This is a genomic window from Variovorax pasteuri, assembly GCF_051216435.1.
Classification (GTDB): Bacteria; Pseudomonadota; Gammaproteobacteria; order Burkholderiales; family Burkholderiaceae_C; genus Variovorax.
Genome location: NZ_JBPJZS010000005.1, coordinates 373,848 through 391,747 on the forward strand (window position 1 = coordinate 373,848; position 17,900 = coordinate 391,747).

At 67.1% G+C, this 17,900-nt stretch carries 18 protein-coding genes and 1 pseudogene; 3 read left to right on the forward strand and 16 right to left on the reverse strand.

Translation table 11 applies throughout. From position 1 onward, the window contains the following. Nucleotides 1-20: 20 nt before the first annotated feature. Both ACSFBM_RS20745 and ACSFBM_RS20750 read right to left on the reverse strand, forming a co-directional pair. The gene (locus ACSFBM_RS20745) at nucleotides 21-695 is read right to left on the reverse strand and encodes an NAD(P)-dependent oxidoreductase (protein ID WP_435486061.1); all 675 of its coding nucleotides are present in this window, start codon (nucleotides 693-695) and stop codon (nucleotides 21-23) included. A gap of 38 nt (nucleotides 696-733) precedes the next feature. Then, nucleotides 734-1,600: an SDR family oxidoreductase gene (locus tag ACSFBM_RS20750; protein ID WP_435486062.1), complete on the reverse strand. Its 867-nt coding sequence runs from the start codon at nucleotides 1,598-1,600 to the stop codon at nucleotides 734-736. A gap of 100 nt (nucleotides 1,601-1,700) precedes the next feature. On the opposite strand from ACSFBM_RS20750, the gene ACSFBM_RS20755 reads away from it, so the two are divergent. Next, complete coding sequence (locus ACSFBM_RS20755) at nucleotides 1,701-2,600, forward strand: LysR family transcriptional regulator (RefSeq protein ID WP_435486063.1); 900 nt, start codon at nucleotides 1,701-1,703, stop codon at nucleotides 2,598-2,600. 443 nt (nucleotides 2,601-3,043) lie between these two features. Here the strand turns inward: ACSFBM_RS20755 and ACSFBM_RS20760 are convergent, their stop codons facing one another. Further along, nucleotides 3,044-3,658: a response regulator transcription factor gene (locus ACSFBM_RS20760; protein WP_435486153.1), complete on the reverse strand. Its 615-nt coding sequence runs from the start codon at nucleotides 3,656-3,658 to the stop codon at nucleotides 3,044-3,046. A gap of 14 nt (nucleotides 3,659-3,672) precedes the next feature. Next, on the reverse strand, nucleotides 3,673-5,808 hold the full coding sequence (locus tag ACSFBM_RS20765) for a sensor histidine kinase (RefSeq protein WP_435486064.1): 2,136 nt from the start codon (nucleotides 5,806-5,808) through the stop codon (nucleotides 3,673-3,675). Between the two features lie 325 nt (nucleotides 5,809-6,133). Here ACSFBM_RS20765 and ACSFBM_RS20770 point away from each other — a divergent pair, with 325 nt between their 5' ends. Next, nucleotides 6,134-6,514, forward strand: a complete 381-nt coding sequence (locus ACSFBM_RS20770) for a nuclear transport factor 2 family protein (protein ID WP_435486065.1) — start codon at nucleotides 6,134-6,136, stop codon at nucleotides 6,512-6,514. A 25-nt stretch (nucleotides 6,515-6,539) separates the two neighbouring features. Here ACSFBM_RS20770 and ACSFBM_RS20775 read toward each other — a convergent pair whose 3' ends face one another. From ACSFBM_RS20775 to ACSFBM_RS20815, 9 genes are all read right to left on the reverse strand, one after another. Continuing rightward, on the reverse strand, nucleotides 6,540-7,181 hold the full coding sequence (locus tag ACSFBM_RS20775; protein WP_435486066.1) for a glutathione S-transferase family protein: 642 nt from the start codon (nucleotides 7,179-7,181) through the stop codon (nucleotides 6,540-6,542). Nucleotides 7,182-7,203: 22 nt separating this feature from the next. Further along, nucleotides 7,204-7,401 (reverse strand): hypothetical protein, encoded by a 198-nt coding sequence (locus tag ACSFBM_RS20780; protein ID WP_435440715.1) that lies wholly within the window; start codon nucleotides 7,399-7,401, stop codon nucleotides 7,204-7,206. Between the two features lie 151 nt (nucleotides 7,402-7,552). Continuing rightward, nucleotides 7,553-7,957, reverse strand: coding sequence for a hypothetical protein (locus ACSFBM_RS20785; RefSeq protein WP_435486067.1), 405 nt, complete (start codon nucleotides 7,955-7,957; stop codon nucleotides 7,553-7,555). A gap of 194 nt (nucleotides 7,958-8,151) precedes the next feature. Continuing rightward, nucleotides 8,152-8,493 carry a hypothetical protein gene (locus tag ACSFBM_RS20790; protein WP_435486068.1) on the reverse strand — a complete coding sequence of 114 codons (342 nt, stop codon included), beginning with the start codon at nucleotides 8,491-8,493 and terminating at the stop codon, nucleotides 8,152-8,154. Nucleotides 8,494-8,526: 33 nt separating this feature from the next. Next, nucleotides 8,527-9,516, reverse strand: a complete 990-nt coding sequence (locus tag ACSFBM_RS20795; protein ID WP_435486069.1) for a hypothetical protein — start codon at nucleotides 9,514-9,516, stop codon at nucleotides 8,527-8,529. A 210-nt stretch (nucleotides 9,517-9,726) separates the two neighbouring features. Next, the gene (locus ACSFBM_RS20800; protein WP_435486070.1) at nucleotides 9,727-10,944 is read right to left on the reverse strand and encodes an NAD(P)/FAD-dependent oxidoreductase; all 1,218 of its coding nucleotides are present in this window, start codon (nucleotides 10,942-10,944) and stop codon (nucleotides 9,727-9,729) included. A 67-nt stretch (nucleotides 10,945-11,011) separates the two neighbouring features. Then, entirely contained in the window at nucleotides 11,012-11,335 is a 324-nt protein-coding gene (locus ACSFBM_RS20805) for a non-heme iron oxygenase ferredoxin subunit (RefSeq protein WP_435486071.1), read from the reverse strand. An 8-nt stretch (nucleotides 11,336-11,343) separates the two neighbouring features. Next, nucleotides 11,344-11,814: an aromatic-ring-hydroxylating dioxygenase subunit beta gene (locus ACSFBM_RS20810; RefSeq protein WP_435486072.1), complete on the reverse strand. Its 471-nt coding sequence runs from the start codon at nucleotides 11,812-11,814 to the stop codon at nucleotides 11,344-11,346. Between the two features lies 1 nt (nucleotide 11,815). Then, the gene (locus ACSFBM_RS20815; RefSeq protein WP_435486073.1) at nucleotides 11,816-13,081 is read right to left on the reverse strand and encodes an aromatic ring-hydroxylating dioxygenase subunit alpha; all 1,266 of its coding nucleotides are present in this window, start codon (nucleotides 13,079-13,081) and stop codon (nucleotides 11,816-11,818) included. A 130-nt stretch (nucleotides 13,082-13,211) separates the two neighbouring features. Between ACSFBM_RS20815 and ACSFBM_RS20820 the strand changes: the two genes are divergently transcribed. Further along, on the forward strand, nucleotides 13,212-14,135 hold the full coding sequence (locus ACSFBM_RS20820) for a LysR family transcriptional regulator (RefSeq protein WP_435486074.1): 924 nt from the start codon (nucleotides 13,212-13,214) through the stop codon (nucleotides 14,133-14,135). A gap of 73 nt (nucleotides 14,136-14,208) precedes the next feature. On the opposite strand, the pseudogene ACSFBM_RS20825 reads toward ACSFBM_RS20820, so the two are convergent. The 3 genes and pseudogenes from ACSFBM_RS20825 to ACSFBM_RS20835 all read right to left on the reverse strand — a co-directional run. Beyond that, nucleotides 14,209-15,606, reverse strand: a pseudogene (locus ACSFBM_RS20825) (GTP-binding protein); the annotation flags it as partial. Between the two features lie 133 nt (nucleotides 15,607-15,739). Then, nucleotides 15,740-16,981 carry a D-alanyl-D-alanine carboxypeptidase family protein gene (locus ACSFBM_RS20830; RefSeq protein WP_435486075.1) on the reverse strand — a complete coding sequence of 414 codons (1,242 nt, stop codon included), beginning with the start codon at nucleotides 16,979-16,981 and terminating at the stop codon, nucleotides 15,740-15,742. A gap of 177 nt (nucleotides 16,982-17,158) precedes the next feature. Further along, complete coding sequence (locus tag ACSFBM_RS20835; protein ID WP_435486076.1) at nucleotides 17,159-17,842, reverse strand: hypothetical protein; 684 nt, start codon at nucleotides 17,840-17,842, stop codon at nucleotides 17,159-17,161. Between the last annotated feature and the right edge of the window lie 58 nt (nucleotides 17,843-17,900).

A 17,900-nucleotide genomic window follows, 5' to 3' on the forward strand; every position in this document is an offset into this window, starting at 1 on the left:
CATCAGCAGCCCCTCGCCCTTCACCAGGAAATCAGCGGTGAGCGGCGCAGCCAGGCATCGCCGTTCACTTGGTCCAGAACAAAGCTTGCCGCATCCGCCCTCGCGATGGTCCCGCCGTGGAAGCCGGATAGGTCCGTGAGGGCGCGAACCGCGGGCCCCGAGGCCTTGTCGTTGAGCACGGAAGGCCGCACCAACACCCAGTCCAGCCCGCTGTTCCTGACGATCGCTTCCTGCCGGTTCTTGTCGGCGTAGACCTTGCGCAGCAGGGCCGGAAAAATCAGCCGGTCGAAAAAGAACCCGCCGTGCCCGGCGCTGTCGCCAGCCCCCATGCCGGTGATGCAAACCAGCCGCTGCACGCCTTCCGCCCGCATCGCACCGACGAGTGCACGCGTTGCAGTGGACAGCGCGGTCACCTCCCGGAAAGGGCTGGCCGGCGTGCCCAACGCACTGATCACGGCGTCCATGCCCCCGAGGGCGGTGCGCAACGCACGTTCGTCACTGGCGTCGCCGACGGTGATCGTCGCGCCCTCCAGGCCGGTCGCCTTCTCGGGCGAGCGCACCAGTGCGTGCACGTCGTGCCCGCGTGCAAGCGCCTGCTTGACGATGAGTCGGCCCGTGCCGCCGGTGGCGCCGAGAACCAGGACTTTCTTGCGGGTCGGCACGGTGAACGTGGCGGTGGGGTTTGAGTTGATCATGAGGGGCTCCTTTTCGTTGACGTTGCCGGGACCGGCGCTCAGGCCGAGGCGCCAGCCTCGGAGGCGAAGTCGCGGTACGAGCGCAGCGGGTGCCCCAGCAGCGTCGCCAGGCGCTGCACGTCGCCGGCCTCCGGGGTCATTCCGTCCGACAGGAAGCGTTCGCTCATGAGGCGCATGTCGTAGGCCATCCAGCCCGGCATGAAGTTCAGGAGGTTCTTCTCGAAGCCGGCGGTGTCGTCGCCGCCGTAGGCAATCGGGCGACCCGCCACGGCCGACCAGATGCCGGCAACGTCGGCGCCCGTCAGCGTGTCGGGACCGACCAGGTTGATGCGCTTGAGCGGCAGCGGCTGCGATGCGTCGCGCGCCAGCAGTTCGATGGCGGCGATTTCCGCGAGGTCGCGCGTGTCGATCATCGCGAGCCCCTTGGCGCCGATCGGCATCGGATAGACGCCGTGGCCGAGCACCACATCCTTGATCGTGAGGTCGTTCTGCATGAAGTAGGCCGGCCGCAGGATGGTGGCGCCGAAGCCCATCTGCTCGAGCATGCGCTCCACCCCGAACTTGCCCGCGAAGTGGGGAACGTTCACATACCGGTCGCTGTGGATCACCGACAGGTAGACGACGCGCTCGACCCCCGCATCGCGCGCCACGTTGAGCGTGACCAGGGCCTGGGTGAACTCGTCCGGCACGACGCCGTTGAGCAGGAACAGGGTGGAGACCCCGGCCATGGCGCGGCGCAACGCCGCCACGTCGAGCAGGTCGCCCTGCATGACCTCGACGTTTTCGGGGAAGGTGGCCTTGGACGGATCGCGCACCAGTGCGCGCACGGCGGCGCCGCGGTCGACGAGTTGCTGGACGACCTGGCGGCCGATGTTGCCGCTGGCGCCGGTGATGAGGATGGTCATGGAATTTGCTCCGGTTCGTTGAAGGAGCCTTGATCTTCTAAGTTCCAGGGCCGGGCCGATAGACCGTATATTTGGACACCTCGTCTCACTGGTGGAACACATGGACTTCCTCGCCCTCACCGACTTCAACCTCGTGGCGCGTCACGGCGGCTTCGGGCGCGCTGCCCGGGAATCCGGGCGGCCGAAGGCGACGCTGTCGCGCCGGGTGGCCGACCTGGAACGCGGGCTCAACCTGCGCCTGTTCGAGCGGGGCGCGCGCACCCTGAAGCTCACCGAGGAGGGGCGCGCCCTCTACGAGAGAACCTCGGTGCTGCTGACCGAAATCGACGAGACCGCAGCGGCGATCGCGTCCGGCGGCGGTGCCCCGCGCGGCAGCCTCAGGGTGAGTGCGCCGCTGCTCTTCTCGCAAGCTGCCATGGGCAAGCTCGCCGCCCGATTCGCGCTGCAGTACGGCGACGTCCGGCTCGAGGTCACCACGGAAGACCGGCCGGTCGACATGGTGGAAGAGGGTTATGACCTGGTGATCCGCGTGAACCCCGACCCCGATGCGCGGCTGGTCGGGCGGATCTTCCTGAGGGATCGGCTCGTGGTGGTGGCGAGCCCCGAACTCGGGTGGCCGACGGGCACCGAGCCTGCCCCGGCCGTGGTGCGCGGCGGCAGCGGGGCAGGGGAACAGCGCTCGACATGGGAGATGACCGGTCCGTCCGGCACGAAGCGCATCGAGGTGGACACCGTGCTGCGCTTGTCCTCACTGTTCATGGTGCGTGACGCTGTCAGGGCAGGCGTCGGGGCGGCGCGCCTGCCCTTGTCGCTGGTCACTCACGACCTGGCCGCAGGGCGTTTGGTGCATTGGGGCGATGTCGAGGGACCAGAGATTGCGCTGTGGGCGCTGTATCCGTCCCGCAGGCTGCTGAGCACCCGCGTTTCAGTGTTCCTGGACTTCCTGAAAGAGGCTTTTCCCACCGGATCGCCCGACGAGCTGGCGGCGTTCGTCGATTGAAAGCCATGCGGCGATGGCCCGCAGGGCCTGCCCCCGCCTACAGGCCGGCACACACATGGCTCACGACCGGAGAAGCGCCGGCAGCGCCTGCTTGCGGCTCGGGTTGCAGGTCGACGCGGAAGATGCAGGAATACGGTGGCCACAGATTGGCGCGTTGACTCGAGCACTGCAGCGCCGTGGTCCCGCCCAACGCGGCGCCTGGGGCGGGGCTGCAGGTGTAGCCCTGCGAAGCCAATGTCCGGGCCAGCTTGTCGGCCGGCTCTCCCTTCGCTGCCGCCAGGACAGCATCGAGCCTTTGACCCTCCCGCACCTCGACAGAGGCACACCCGCTGGTCATCGACAGCATTGCGAGACAGGTCAGCGCGGATCCAATGAGCAAGCGGGTTGCTGGGGTGTTTTCCGTGGGCATGGGTTCAGGTGTGCGAATGGAAGGGGTCGAGCGCTCAAAGGCCATGCTCCCGCAGGAACCGGTCCAGCTGATGGCTGTTCGACAGCCCCAGTTTGCCGAACACATGCGCCCGATGGGTTTCCACCGTGCGCTGCTCCAGCGGCGCGAGCTCCAGGGCGATCTGCTTGTTCGGCTTGCCCTCGGCCACCAGCCGCGCCACCTGCATCTCGCGCGGGGTGAGCTTGTTCCACAGGGCCTGGGCGGCCTGGCGGGCCTGGCGGCGCACCGCAATGTCTCCGGCCTGCTGCAGGGCACGGGCAATGCTGTCGAGCAGGCGCTCGTCGTTGCAGGGCTTCTCCAGCCAGCCGAAGGCGCCGTTCTGCACCGCCTCCACGGCCATGGGGATGTCGCCGTGCCCCGAAAGAAAGATGACGACCAGCGGGCTGTCCTGCGCGCGCAGCGCGTCGAACACCTGCAGGCCGCTCACGCCTTCCATGCGCAGGTCGAGAACGACGCAGCCGGCGCGCTGCAGGTCGGCGCCCGCCAGAAAGGCCTCGCCCGACGCAAAGGTCTGCACCGCGTAGCCGCGCGACAGCAGCAGCAGGCCGAGCGAGCGGCGCACGGCCTCGTCGTCGTCCACCACGCAGAGGTTGTTGGCCAGGGGGGCGATGGCATGGGCTGCGGTCATGGCGGTGAGATCTCCAGCGCAAGGGTGAATACGGTGCCGCCGCCGGGCCGGTCGGCAAAGGACAGCCGGCCCCGGTGGGCCTCCACGATGGTGCGGCAGATGTTCAGGCCCAGTCCCAGCCCGCCGGCCTTGGTGGTGAAGAAGGGCGCGAACACCTGCTCGGCCAGCGCGGCGTCGATGCCGGGGCCATGGTCGGCCACGCGGATGTGCACGCGGCCGTCGAGCAGCTCGGCATCGATCTCCACCACACGCTGCCCGGGTGGCGTGGCCTGCATGGCCTGCAGGCTGTTGGAGACCAGGTTGAGCAGCACCTGCTCCAGCAGCACGCGGTCGCCGCGCACCGGGGGCAGGCTCGCGGGCATGTGCACCTCGGCGCGCGCCTGGCGCTGGCGCATTTCGCCCTGCAGTAGCGCCAGCGCGTTGGCCACCAGCGCGCTCACCGCGCAGTCTTCGGTGCCCACCGTGCGCTGGCGCACGAAGCCGCGAATGCGCCGCACGATCTCGGCGCTGCGCTGGGCCTGCGCCATGGTCTCGTCCAGGCTGCTCACCAGCAGCTGCTGGTTGCCCTGCTCCGCGAAGGCCTTGGCTGCGCTCGCGAAGTTGCTCAGCGCCATCAGCGGCTGGTTCAGTTCGTGGGCCAGGGTGGAAGCCATCTCGCCCAGGCTGGCCAGGCGCTGCGCGTGCTGCAGCTGTTCGTCGTTCTGGCGCTGGCGCAGCTCGGCGCGCTTCTGCTCGGTGATGTCGACCACCGAGCTCATCCAGCCGCTGTGCGCGCCGTTGGCGTCGATCAGCGGTGCGGTGTAGACCATGGTGATCACCTCGTGCCCGTCGCGGTGCCGCAGGCGCGACTCGAAGCCCGAGCGCGCGGGCTGGCCGCTCATCATGGCGTCGTAGTGCTGCCAGTGCTGCGTGACGTCGTTCGGGTGCCAGTAGGGGTAGGGCGGCAGCTTGCCGAGCAGCTCGTCGGCGCCGTAGCCGGTCATGTCGCAGAAGGCCGGGTTGACGTAGGTGATGCGGCCTTCGCGGTCGCGCGCGCGCATGCCGACCAGCAGCGAGTCTTCCATCGCCTTGCGGAAGGCGTGCGCCTCGTCCAGCGCGTGGGTGCGCTCGCGCACGCGCAGCTCCAGGTCGCGCCGCGCATCGCGCTGCTCGGCGAAACGGCGCTCGCGCAACTGCCAGTACAGGCCGCCCAGCAGCAGCACGCCGGCGCACAGCAGGCCGAGCATCCAGGCGCGCTCGCGGGCACGGGTGACCTCGGCGTGGTCGGCCATCACCGTGAGCGTCCAGCCCAGGTCGGGCAGGGGCTCGTCGACGGCCAGGAAGCGGCGCGGCTTGCCGGCGATGTCGGTGCGCACCAGGTAGCCGGGCTGGTCGTCGCTGCGCTCCACTTTCCACGGCAGCGGCGGAAAGCTGGTGCGCCCGCCGTATTGCTGGTCGCGCCGCATGCGCTCAAGTTCGCCCGGCGCAATGTCGCGTGCGGTCTGGTACAGCCACGAGGGCACCGAGCTCAAAAACACCACGCCGCGCGCGTCGGTCAGCAGGATGGGGTCGCGCACGAAGGTCCAGGCCTCCTGCAGCTGGCGCAGGCTGACCTTGACGGTGACCACGCCGAGCACTGCGCCGTCTGCGCCGCCGCCCGTGCGCACCGGCGCCGAGATGAACAGCCCCGGCTCGCCCGTGGTCTGCCCCACGCCGTAGAACATGCCGCCGCGGCCCGCGCGCGCGTCGATGAAGTAGGGCCGGTTGGCATACGACTCGCCCACGAAGCTCTGCGGCGTGGCCCAGTTGCTCGCCGCCAGCGTGACGCCGTTCAGGTCGCTGAGGTACAGCGCGTCGGAGCCCGCCTGGCGGTTCACTTCCTCGATGTAGAGGTTGGCGCGCTGCTGCACGGCGGCGTCGCGTGGGTGGGCCAGCGCGGCCAGCACTTCGGGGTGCAGGCCGGTGGTGAACGGCAGGTAGTTGTACTTGCCGGCCGAGTCGCGCAGGCCCAGCACGTGGACCTCCATGGCGCGGCGGATCGAGTCGGCCTGGAAGTTGGCTTCGCGCATGCCGGCCCACTGGGCGGCCAGGCCGATCAGCAGCAGGGCCAGCGCGAGGGCAGCGGCCCAGCTTGCCAGCGCGCGACGGCGCATGCGCGGGCGCGGAGTGATCGGCGGTTCTGGCGAAGTGGGCGGCATGGGGAAAGGAGGCCGACCGGCGCGGCGAGCAGGGATTTTGCCCTGCGGCCGGCTCGGCGCCGCGTGCCCGCCGCCCATGGCCTGTCAGGCATGCGCCACCCAGCCGCGGAAGGCCAGGCCCGCGTAGAACAGTCGAGCCTGGCCGAAGCCGGCCTCCGCGAGCAGCGCCTCTTCATCGTCGGGGCCCTTGCACAAGCGATGCGCGAGGCTACAGTCGCCCAGAACCGGCCTGGCACCAGGCACCGTTGCGCAAGCCGGCCGAACCGCATGGAGGTCGATCATGGAAGAGCACAACATCCGGTTGGCTGTAGAGCGGCATTGGCTGGCTTCCGCCGCGGGCGATCAGGTCGTCGAGCATGAGATCTATCACGACGATGCCGTGTGCATGTATCCGCAGTCGGGCGAGGTCATCCACGGTCGCCACAACCTGCAGGCGCTTCGCAGCCATCACCCCGGCAAGCCATCGGGGTTCACGGTGCGCCGGATCGCGGGGGAAGGCAGTCTGTGGATCACGGAGTACACGATCGACTACGGCGGCAAGAGCGCGTACACCGTGAGCATCATGAAGTTCCAAGGCATCAAGGTGGCGCGCGAGACGCAATACTTCGCAGACCCCTTCGATGCCCCCGCCTGGCGCGCGCAGTGGGTCGAGCGAAAGTGATCGTCTACCTCAAGCGCCCGCCGCGTCAGCCCAGCATCGGCACCAGGTCCGGGTCGCCCTTGGCCATCGCACGGCGATACGCCGGCCGCTCGCCGATGCGCTGCAGGTAGGCGCGGATGTTCGGATAAGGCGCAAGGTCGATCGGCTGGAACAGCCGCATCGTGGTGAACGAGAACACGCTCATGATGTCGGCCGCAGTGAACTCGCTGCCCGCGAGCCAGTCCGCCTCGCCCAGCCGCGACTCCACCAGCGCCAGCACCCGGTCGAGCCTGCCCTGCACCGACACCAGCACCGGGTGGTCCGCGGCAAGCTTTGCCCGGCTCATCATCATGAGGCGCCCGATGGCCGGTTGCAGGTTGCCGTTGGAGAAATGGAACCAGTACAGAAAGGCAGCGTAGTCCGGGTGCTCGGGGCCGGGCTTGAGGCGGCCGCCGCCATGCTTCACGATGATGTATTCGACGATGGCGGCCGACTCGGCCAGCAGCACGTCGCCGTCTTCGATCACCGGCGCCGTGCCCAGCGGATGCAGCGCCTTGAACTCGGGCGGCGAGAGCACGGTGACGGCATCGCGCGTGTAGTGCGTCAGTGCGTAGGGAATGTCCAGTTCCTCGCAGAGCCAGACGATGCGTTCGGATTGGGAGTGGCCGAGGTGGTGAATCTTGAGCATGGGGTGGGGGTGAAATGCCTGGCTAGCGATCAGGATTGTCGTCGGAGCCCTCGCCGGCATCCACGGGGGCGCGTGCTGTGGTGGTGTCCGGGACGGGCCGTGCGATGTTCCGCGATTTTTCGTCCTGTTCCCGCAGCCATTCCTCGGGCGTGGGCTGCCGGGTGCCCTCCTGCTTCGACAAGCCTTGAATGAGTTCGATGAGGTGGCGCCGATCTTTCATGCAACCGGTTGTAGGGGAACGCCGGCGAACCGCCTGTAGGCGAGGGCCACGTCCTGTCGGGTGACATGGCCCGTGGCGGCGACAGGGACGAGGGCCTGCAGCGACCTGCTGGTCTCCGATGTCGGGCTTTTCTGCCGCCACGGCGGGTGGCCTAGCGGCGGCCGGTGCGCACTTCTTTGGCACGCTGTTGCTGCACCGTCTTCAGAAAAGCCAGTCTTTCGCTGCAATCGGCACTCGTGGCGACGAGTTGCAAGGGGTTGCGCCGCCGCGCCTCTATTTGCTTTTCTGCCGCCCCGGCGTTCTTGAGACCCTCCACGAGCCCGCTGGCGACGGCCGCCTTCGACTGCTTGAAGAATTGCTTTTCGAAGGCCGGGGTGCCGCATCGGGCCGCAATCACACGGTAGTCGGCCTCGCGCTGAAGTGCCGCGTCGATGGCGTCGTGGTCCGGATCGGCATGGCATGGCTGTGAAGTCAAACCAGCGGCCAACAGCAAGGCCGGGAGGGCGCCTCTCGAAATGAGCAGCAAAAGTCCGGCGTGGACTTGCGGGTTGGGCACGAAACTCTCCTGGATTCGCCATGCTCATGGCGCACGACCTCTTGAGTCAGGCTCTGACTCTGCGCCTCGGACATGCGGCGCGCCATCGGTATTCGCCGCAGTTGTATGTCGGAACGCAGGGCCCGGCCGTAGGCGAGCCGCTCAATGCGCGGGAGAAAGCGCCGCGTGCTGGTGGGCGCCAGGCAGCAGCCCGGTCAGCGAGCCGCTTGCCGCTGGTCCAGCACGTGCCGCAACGCGGCCTCCAGCGTGGGCCAGTTCGAAAAAAGATAGATCTTTTCTTGCGGATCGAAACGGGCGCCGAATTCGACCAGCGTTGCCGAGAAGCTGGCGGCACTGCCCAGGAGTGCGGGGTGCGCGGCACCGGAGGGCGGCGCGTAGACGCCGACGGTGCAGCCAAGGCTCGCCGCCATGGACTGCACGCGCTCGGAATTGCTGGGGGGAGGGGAAAGCATGCCTGCATTTTCACGGCGCGCGCCGACGAGCGCGCCGCAACTGCCGCCGATCACGTCGCCGCAAACCGGCGAGCGCCTGAGCATGGCTTCGCACTTCGGCGAGCGACAGCACGGGTGTCACGCAAGCCTCGGTGCCGTCGAAGGTCGCGCTCCAAGTTCGCGCGCCTCGGCCTCGTAGTTCGCGTAAGAGGCTTTCAGCACCGCGCCGTTGAGGATCATCTCTGCCAGCGGCTCGCGCGCCGCCCCGGGCTGGCCGTCATAGACGCGGGTGCGCACCCAGCACGACTCGGTGCGCGCGCTCTCGCTCAGCGCGATGATTTCGCGCTCCAGCGTGTACGGATGATCGACGAACAGCGGGCCCTTGAGCAACCGGATCTGCTGCCCCGCGAACAGCCCCACGGCCGGCCCGCGCCCCTTGAAGCCGGCCTCGCCGACGGTGCTGCCCAGCAGCACGGAGATCATCTCGAAAGGAATGATGGCGCGGCCCCATGGCGAGCCGGTGGCGCCTTCAGGCGTGTACCAGGGGCTCGGCTCGGTGATGACCTGCAGCTTGTCGGCCAGGCTGAACGGGTAGTAGTTGCCCATGTGCTGGTCGAAGCCCATGCGCACGTTTTCGGCCACGGCGCCGCGCTGGCCGACCTTCAGGTCGCGGTTGATGACCAGGCCGGCGGCCGGACGCAGCTTGGCGATGCGCTGCTCCAGTTCATGCGGCAGGCCGGCGGCGTCGCCCACCGAGGCCGAGCCCGTGAGCACCGGCATGCCGTCGCGCTTCTCTGCCCACAGGCGCACGAAGCGCTCGCCGAGCGCGGGCCGCTGCACGAAGGCGCGCACCTCTTCGCCCTCGACCACCATGTTCTGGTAGTGCGCGCTGATGCAGCCGGTCTCGAACCAGGCCTTGCCGAAGACGTCGAACAGCAGCGGATCGAACTGGCTGAAATGCGTCGGCCCTTCAATGGGGCCGGCGCGCAGGCCCAGGCCCTCGGCCATGCTGTCGTCGTGGATGGATTTGTGGCCGTCGTAGCTCTGGTCGTTGAGCATCTGGCGCGGCTTGCGCAGCGGGCCGCAGAGGGCGGGGGTGCCGCTGAAGGGTGTCGTGGGTGAGGTCATGCGGCAGCATCGGGGCAAGCGCGCCGTGGCGCAATCGCTGAGGCGACAGGCGAGGGCGCCAGCGGTGGCCCGGCAGCGTGGCTCGTGCAAGGGTCGGCGGGTGCAACTGCGCTTTGTCGCCGATGCTGCCGAGCATGAGGAGCTTGGGGGTGTCGATACCCCCGAGCCCACGACGACTTCGATGAAGAGCCGCTCGGCCGTTGCCGACCGTCAGAGCCTGGACAGAGGGACCTGGAGGTCGGCGAGTTGTTGGGCGTCGACGCGCGTGCGGCGCTCGATCAGGCGTCGCGCAAGACGCAGGTCGCGCGCCGCGTTCGGCCCCATTGCCGCGGCGACTTGGTCCCCATCGAGGAAGAACAGCACGAAGCTGTTGGAGTCCGCGTCGCCGCGCATGACCACCTGGTGCTTGGGAGTCGGCACGCCGAAGATCTGCAGGTTGACGTCGTACTGGTCGGACCAGAACCACGGCAGCGGCTGATGGTTCACCGCGGTGCCCAGCGCGGCGCGTGCGGCCGCGATCCCTTGCGCCTGGGCGTTCTGCCAGGACTCCAGTCGCATGCGGCGCCCGGCCCAGTCGCAGTGCCACACCGCGACGTCGCCGGCGGCCAGGATGTCCGGGTCCGAGGTGCGGCACTGGGAATCGACCCGCACGCCGCCTTCGCATGCCAGGCCCGCTTCGCGTGCGAGTTCATCGTTCGCGATCAACCCGACGCCGAAAAGAACCACGTCGCAAGCGAGCCTTCGTCCGTCGCCGAGGGTCGCCGTCAATTCTTCGCCGGGGCCTTGGGCCAGCTGCTCGATCCCCGCACCCAGCTCGACCTGAACGCCATGCGCGGTGTGAAGCCGCAGCAGGTAGTCGGAAATCTCTTCAGGCACCGTGCGCTCGCACAGCCGCCCCATCGCCTCGACGACCGTGACGTCCAGGCCCTTCTTCCGGGCGGTTGCCGCGACCTCCAGGCCGATCCATCCTCCGCCCACCACCAGCAGCCGCTTTCCGGAAACGAGTGCCGCACCGAGCGCTGCAGCATCGCCGATGCTGCGCAGCGTGAAGACGCCAGGCAGATCGGCGCCGGGGATGGCCAGGCGGCGCGCGCGGCCTCCGGTGCACAGGATCAAGCTGTCGTAGCGAATCGGCTCGCCGCGGCTCAGGTGCAACTGCCTGGCGGTCCTGTCGATGCGCGTGGCGCTGACATCGGGGCGCCAGTCGAGCTTCAGCGCATCGAAGGCTTCCGGCGTCTGAAGGCAGGTCGTGTCCGCATGCGCATCGCCGGCGAGCACCGCCTTGGAAAGGGGAGGCCTTTCGTAGGGGCGATGAGGCTCGTTCCCGATCAGCACCACCCGGCCCTCGAAGCCCTCGCTGCGTAGCGTCTGCGCAGCCCATCCTCCGGCCTGGCCACCGCCCACGATCACGATCGTCCGATCACTCATGGGGCCTCCGGACCGCCGAGGCACGGTGTGTCTGCGACCGGTGCGCGAGCATTGCCATGCATTCGAATCAGCCCAGCGAAAGGAACACCCGGCCGCCTTCGATCTTCACCGGATAGGAGCGGATGGCTTCCGTCACGGGAGCGCACTTCGGTGCGCCGTTGCGCACGTCGAACTTGCCCTGGTGCAGCGGGCACTCGATCTCGTGCCCCTCCAGAAAGCCTTCGCACAGGCGGGCATGTCCGTGGGTGCAGAGGTTGTCGGTCGCATAGATCTGGCCGTCCACGCTGTACAGGGCGATGTCGCGTCCGTCGACGCGCATGCCCACGACATCGTCTGCAGGAACGTCATCGACCGGTGCCGCATCGGTCCATTGGAATTCGGAATCGCTCATGGGTGGCCTTACAACGGATAGATGACGGAGTTCGGGATCATTTCGCTGTCGTAGATGACCTGGCGCGAAGCGAACTTCAGCCCCTGTTCGGTCCGCACGACGACGTCGATGTAGCGCCCGACACTGAAGACGGTCGACAACTCGGAAAGCTTGGTGCGAAATACCGCGTAGTTGGCTTCCGACTCAAAGCGGTCGGCTTCGGCTTTCAGGACAACCGGCGCGCCGACGACGTGGCGCTGGTAGTACGGGTCGTGAAACAGGGTTTCTCGAATCCCGTAGACGCGGTCCTTGAGCATTCCCTTGCTCTCGAACGACAGCGTCGCCAGTGGAAAGCCACGGTCGTAGTTTTCTCTGGGCTGCAGCCGGTAGGTGCAGTCTTCCGTGAAGAATTCGGGCCAGAGTTCCCATTGGCTGGAGCTGACGGCCTGGGCGTAGCTGGCGTAGAGCTGGGACAGCTCGAAGTAGTCCTTGAAGTCCACGTCAAGCCTCCATCACCTTGCGCCAGTACGCGTACATGCCCCGTATCAGGGTCTCGGTGACCATGTGGTCCGTGTCGCCGACCTCGCGTCCGCCAAGCTCGGCGAGCGTGCGATGAAAAGGCTTCTGTTCGAAACCCTTTTGCGACAGCTCGATCACTTCACCATCGTCCGCGGACACGAATCCGGCGGGTCCGAAGAGGTTGGCCTGACGCAGCCGGCGCTGCGTCATTTCTTCGGTGTCGTCCTCGAACCCGAAGTGGGTCCATACGAAATCGAAGGCACCGGGGCCGCTCGGCTGGATGTGGCGCGTGGAGACGCTGTTGACCTGCTGCTGGAAGATCACGCTCGGGAACAGCGTCATCATCACAGCGGTCGGTCCGCCCCACCAAGGCTCCTGCACGATGTCGAGGAAGCGGGGGTCGTTGAGCTGCATGCTTTCCTTGAAGCTCGAGACCTGGGTGACCTCGTCGGCCTTGCCGCTCGCGCCGCGCGTCGAAATCATCGCGGCGTGGCGATGGTGCTGGTCCATTCGAAGCTCGGACTTGTTGTCCGCACGCCAGAGGCCGAAGGTGACGAACCAGGTGTGCAACAGGCCCGGGTGGTACGGGTCCTTGATGTTCTCCTGCATCAGCTTCCAGTTGCCCGGAATGCGCTGGCGGTTGTAGCCAAGAATGGTCAGCTTCCGGCCGTTGAACAGCCGATCGAAGTAACCCAGGATCTCCGGCCCCATGAAGTCTTCGAGCGATTCGACGTCGGGGTCGAAGGATGCAAAGACCACACCTCCGCGTGTTGCGACTCTGAGCTTGTTCAGGCCATGCTCGGCCGGCTTGAAGTCGGCGGGCATCCCGCCGTTGACCTTGCCGTCCTGCTTGACCCCCCGCCGGAAAGGAACCCCCTGCAGGTCGCCGGTAAGGCTGTAGTTCCATTGGTGATAGGGACAGGTGAACCCCTGCGCCTTGCGGTTGCCATGGCGTTCGCGGCAGAACTGCATGCCTCGGTGAGCGCACACGTTCTCGACGACGCTGATGGAATCCTCGGCGTCGCGCACCATGATCACGGAGCGCTCGCCGACGACCGTGCGCGTGAAGTCCCCGACCTGCGGAACCTCGGCTTCGAGGCCGACGTAGCACCAGTGGTTGCGATAGAAGAGGCGTTCCAGCTCTTGCCGATGCTGGTCGGCCTCGGTGTAGGCCATGAAGGGGATCCGGCTGGTGCCCTGGTTTTCCCAGTGGATCTTCTGGGGGAAGACGGCCGATGTGTCATCCATGTGGTATGTCTCCTGTGCTGCCTCAGGGGAGGGCAGCGTCTTGTGGGTGCGGCAATGATCTCCCTTCCACTCACATCGCTCAATAGAATATGAGCAATAGATCAAATTGATTCTGCGAATGTGAGGCGCCATGGAGCTCAAGGACATCGACCTCAACCTTCTGGTCGTTTTTCAGCAATTGCTCGTCGACCGGCGCGTCTCGAAGGTGGCCAGCAGCCTCGGCCTGTCCCAGCCGGGAGTGAGCAACGCGCTGGCACGTTTGCGCAAGCTCACCGATGACCCGTTGTTCCTGCGAACGCCCAACGGCATGGAGCCCACGCCGTACGCGCAGCAACTCGCGGAGCCCACCGCAACGGCATTGCAGGTCATCCACGCGGCCATCAACCAGAAGGCCTCCTTCGATCCGGCGACTTCGAAGCGCGCCTTCACGGTGGGCATGACCGACATCGGCGAGATCTACTTCCTGCCCAAGCTGATGAAGGAGGTGGCACGGGTCGCGCCCCACGTGTCGATCAGCACCGTTCGCAACACGGCCGTGAACCTGCAGGACGAGATGGAAGCAGGCCATGTGAACCTTGCGATCGGCTTGTTGCCGCAGCTCAAGGCGGGGTACTTTCAGCGCCGGCTGTTCAAGCAGCACTACGTTTGCATGTTCCGCCGGGGGCATCCCCTGGACAAGAGGACGGTGTCATTGAGCGAGTTCTCCGCGGCCGATCACGTCGTCGTGATCTCGGCGGGCACGGGACACAGCAATGCCGACGACATCCTCGGGCGCAAGAAGGTGCTGCGAAAGGTGGTCCTCACGGTTCCGCACTATGTGGCGGTGGGCCACATCCTTCATGACTCGGACCTGGTGGCAACCGTGCCTGAACGGCTCGCCCAGGCGCTGGCGGGGCCCTTCGGCCTTTCCTACATCCGCCACCCGGCCAAGTTGCCCGAGATTGCGATCAACCTGTTCTGGCATGGCCGCTTCCACAAGGACCCGGCCATCACGTGGCTGCGCTCGCTGATCGTCGGGCTGCATGGCGAAGGCACCGCCGACCAGGACGGCTGAAAGTGTCGCGGCGGGGGTAGTCAGCGACCGGGACTCCGCGCTGCATGGAGATCCTTCAAGCAGCCGGCTGCAGCGGGCGCGTCTGCACCTCGAGGTGGTACACCTCGCGCAAGCGGTCGAGCACGGTACGCAGGTGAAGCTCGCCCAGGCCGTAGAGGACCGTCTCGTGGGTGGCCGTCACGTGCTCGATGCGCAGGCAGGGGTCCTCGGCCGCGAGCTTGCCAAGGATCTCCCAGGTGCGCTGCTCGTCGCCATGGCGCCTGGGCGCCACGGCCAGGCCGTGCATCGGCACCGGAAACGCCAGCGGTGCGAGATGGACGTGGCTGTCTTCGGCCGCGTCGTGCAGCACGGCGTCGAAATGAATGTCCTCGACCTTGGCCACCGCCACGATATCGCCCGGCACCGCGTTCGACACCTCGACATGGTCCTTGCCCTGGAACATGAACAGGTGCCCCACCTTGAAGGGCTTGCGGCCATCGCCGATGTAGAGCTGGCTGTCGCGTGTGAGCGTGCCCTGGTGCACGCGCAAGATGCCCATCTTGCCGACATAGGGGTCGTTCGTGACCTTGAACACATGCGCCAGCACGTGCAGCGAAGGGTCGGGCCTGGCCTCCATGGGCGTGGCCGCTTCGCCCTCGCCAACGATGAAGTTCGGCGGGTTGGCCTCGGTCGGGTCGGGCAGGAGCTTGACGATCACGTCCAGCAGCTCGGCCACGCCGGCACCGCTGCGCGACGAGACGAAGCACACGGGAATCAGGTGGCCTTCACGCAGCGCCTGCTCAAGCGGCGCGTGCAGCTCGGCCGGATCCACGTCGCCCTCCTCGAGGTAGCGGTCGACGAAGGCCGCGTCGACCTCGACCACCTGCTCCACCAGTGCGCGGTGCGCCGCTTCGACGGGGCCGAAGTCGGACTGCCCGAACCGGTTGAAGAAGCAGTCCACCACCTGCTTGCGGACCCTGTCGGGCAGGTTCAGCGGCAGGCATTCGCGCCCGAAGGTCGTCTGGATGTCGGCCAGCAGGCCCGCCAGCGAGACGCCCTGCGAGTCGATCTTGTTGACGATGATCATGCGGGCGAGGCGGCGCGAGGCCGCGTACTCCATCATGCGCACCGCCATCGGCTCGATGCCGGTGGCGGCATTGATGACCACCGCCACTGTTTCGACCGCCTCCAGCGCCGGCAGGCTCTGGCCGAGGAAGTCCGCCGCGCCGGGCGTGTCGATGAAATGGATGCGCGTGCCCCCATGGGTGAGGTGCATCACCGATGCGTTGAGCGAGTGCTGCATGCGGCGCTCCAGCGGGTCGTGGTCGCTGACGGTGCTGCCGCGCTCGACGCTGCCGCACGCCTTGATGGCACCCGCCTTGTACAGCAGGGCCTCCGCGAGGGAGGTCTTGCCGGAGGCTGCGGCGCCGACGAGCGCCAGTGTTCGCACCGCGTTCACTTCGGCCGCGGGGCCGTTCGACCGGTTGGGCATGTCTGCACTCCTTTGCGCGTCGGCAAGGCCGGCCCGGCGGCTCGCAAGGGCTTGGGTAATGCGTATTGGCGTCGGGTCAGCCTACGGGATTGACCGTGCCGATGCAAGCTGATTGCGCCGCATCACGCGGACTTCACTTGCCGAACAACCGGGTCAGGCGTTGCCACATGCGCAGGAAGAAGCCTGCGCGTTCCACGTCGGCCTGCGCAACCAGCGGCGCCTCGCCCACCGGCTTGCCGTTCGATTCCGCGATGACCTTGCCGATCACCGTTCCCTTGGCCACCGGCGCCTCGAGGTCCGGCTTGACCTGCACCGAGGTGCTCACTTTCTGGCCGCGCGGCACCGTCACCGTCCAAGGCGAGCCCAGGCCCGCGGCCACGGTGTCGGCCTTGCCGAAGATGATCTTGGGCGTCGCAACGACCGCGGTGGGCTGAATGGGGGTGGCCTGCTCGAAGTTGGCAAAGCCCCAGCCGAGGAGCGAGCGCGTCTGGTCGGCACGCGCCTGCATGCTGTTGGTGTTGAGGATCACCGTGATCAGGCGCATCCCGTTGCGCTTGGACGAAGTGACGAGACAGTAGCCCGCGTCCTGGGTGTGGCCGGTCTTCAGACCGTCGACGGTGGGGTCGGTGTAGAGCAGCGCGTTGCGATTGCCCTGCTTGATGCCGTTGTACTTGAACTCGCGCTCCGCGTAGATCGGGTAGTAGTCGGAGCTGTCGCGGATGATCGCGCGCGCCAGGATCGCGAGGTCCCGCGCAGACGACTTGTGCTCCGGATCGGGCAGGCCCGTGGCATTCACGAAATGCGTGTGCGTCATGCCCAGGCGCTGGGCTTCGGCGTTCATGAGCTTGGCAAAGCCCTCTTCGGAGCCGGCCATATGCTCGGCGATGGCCTTGGACGCGTCGTTGCCCGACTGGATGATGATGCCGCGCAGGATGTCGATGACCGTGGCCTGGCTGTTGAGCGGCAGGTACATGCACGACTCGGTGCTCGAGCCGCGGCACCAGGCGTTCTGGCTGACCGACACGAGGTCGTCCTTCTTGAGCTTGCCCGACCGAAGGGCCTGCTCGACCAGGAAGCTGGTCATCATCTTGGTCAGCGATGCCGGTGGGAGCGGCTCGTCGGGGTTGGCCGAGGCGAGCACCTCGCCCGATTCGAAGTCCATCAACAACCATGCCTTGGAGGCCAGCGCCGGCGGCCCGCCGGCAACTGCGGTTTGTCCGGCTGCGGGCTCCGCGGCAGGCGCGGCGGCGGCAGGCTTCTTGTGGGCTGCTGGCTTGGCGGCATGGGAGGCAGCGACAGCCGCTGCGCCGGGAACCAGGGCGCCGGAGGCGATTGCGAACGCGAGCGGGAGAAGGGAGAAAGTCTTGAGTTGCATTGGCTTACAGGAGGGAAAACGGAGATTTCGGCGCGTCGAGCGACTTCGATTGTGCTTGGAGGATCAACAAGCGCAACGCAAGTTCGCCAAACAGGCGAGTTTTCTGGAGTTGTAAGCGGTTCGACACATGGGGGATGTGGCACCGGCAGAACCCGCCCGCCTCAGGCGGCCCCTGTTTCACACGGATGAGCGGGACAGCGTGGCCAGTTTTTTTCGGGCGCTTTGCAGGAAGCCGATCCGCTCGACGGGCAGCCGGGCCTTCGTCTCTCCGAGCGCGATGAGCTCGAACGTGCAAGCCGCGGAAAGCTTCGCGGCGAGCGGGTCGCGCGGCGCGAGGCCATCCAGCCTGGAAATCGGTACGACATGCACCTTCAGATGACGGTGGAGGGTCTTCGACAGCTTCTGGCAGGCCGTGGTCATGGCGGCCTCATCGGGCGTGAGCTGGCCGTGCGCGACCAGCAACTCCACGGTGCCGTCCTTGTCTTCGCCGAGCATGAAGGCGCGCACGACCGAGTCCTTGAACTTCGAGCGCAGCATCGAACGGATCGGTTCGGCGGCGGCGAACGACTTCAACGCGATGCTGCGCAGCTCGGCGTAGAAAACGAAGGAACGGTCGACCTGGACAGTTTCGGCAACCTCGGGCTCCTCCGCCTCCGCCTCCGCCTCCGCTCGCGCCTTCGGCTTTTGCCTTTTCAGCATGCCGCTGGCGACGAGGTGCTCCAGGGTGCGCGCCACATCGGCGGCATCGAGCTTCGAACGCTGGGCGAGCTCATCGGTCGAGAACTGTTGGTCGGGAGCCGCGTAGACGACCTTCAGGAGTTTCTGCACCTCGGGGGCGAAGAGGAAATCTGCTGCGCTCATTTTTTGCGGGATCCGTACGAGGGGACCGCATTATCGAAGCGCCTCGACGCGACCAACT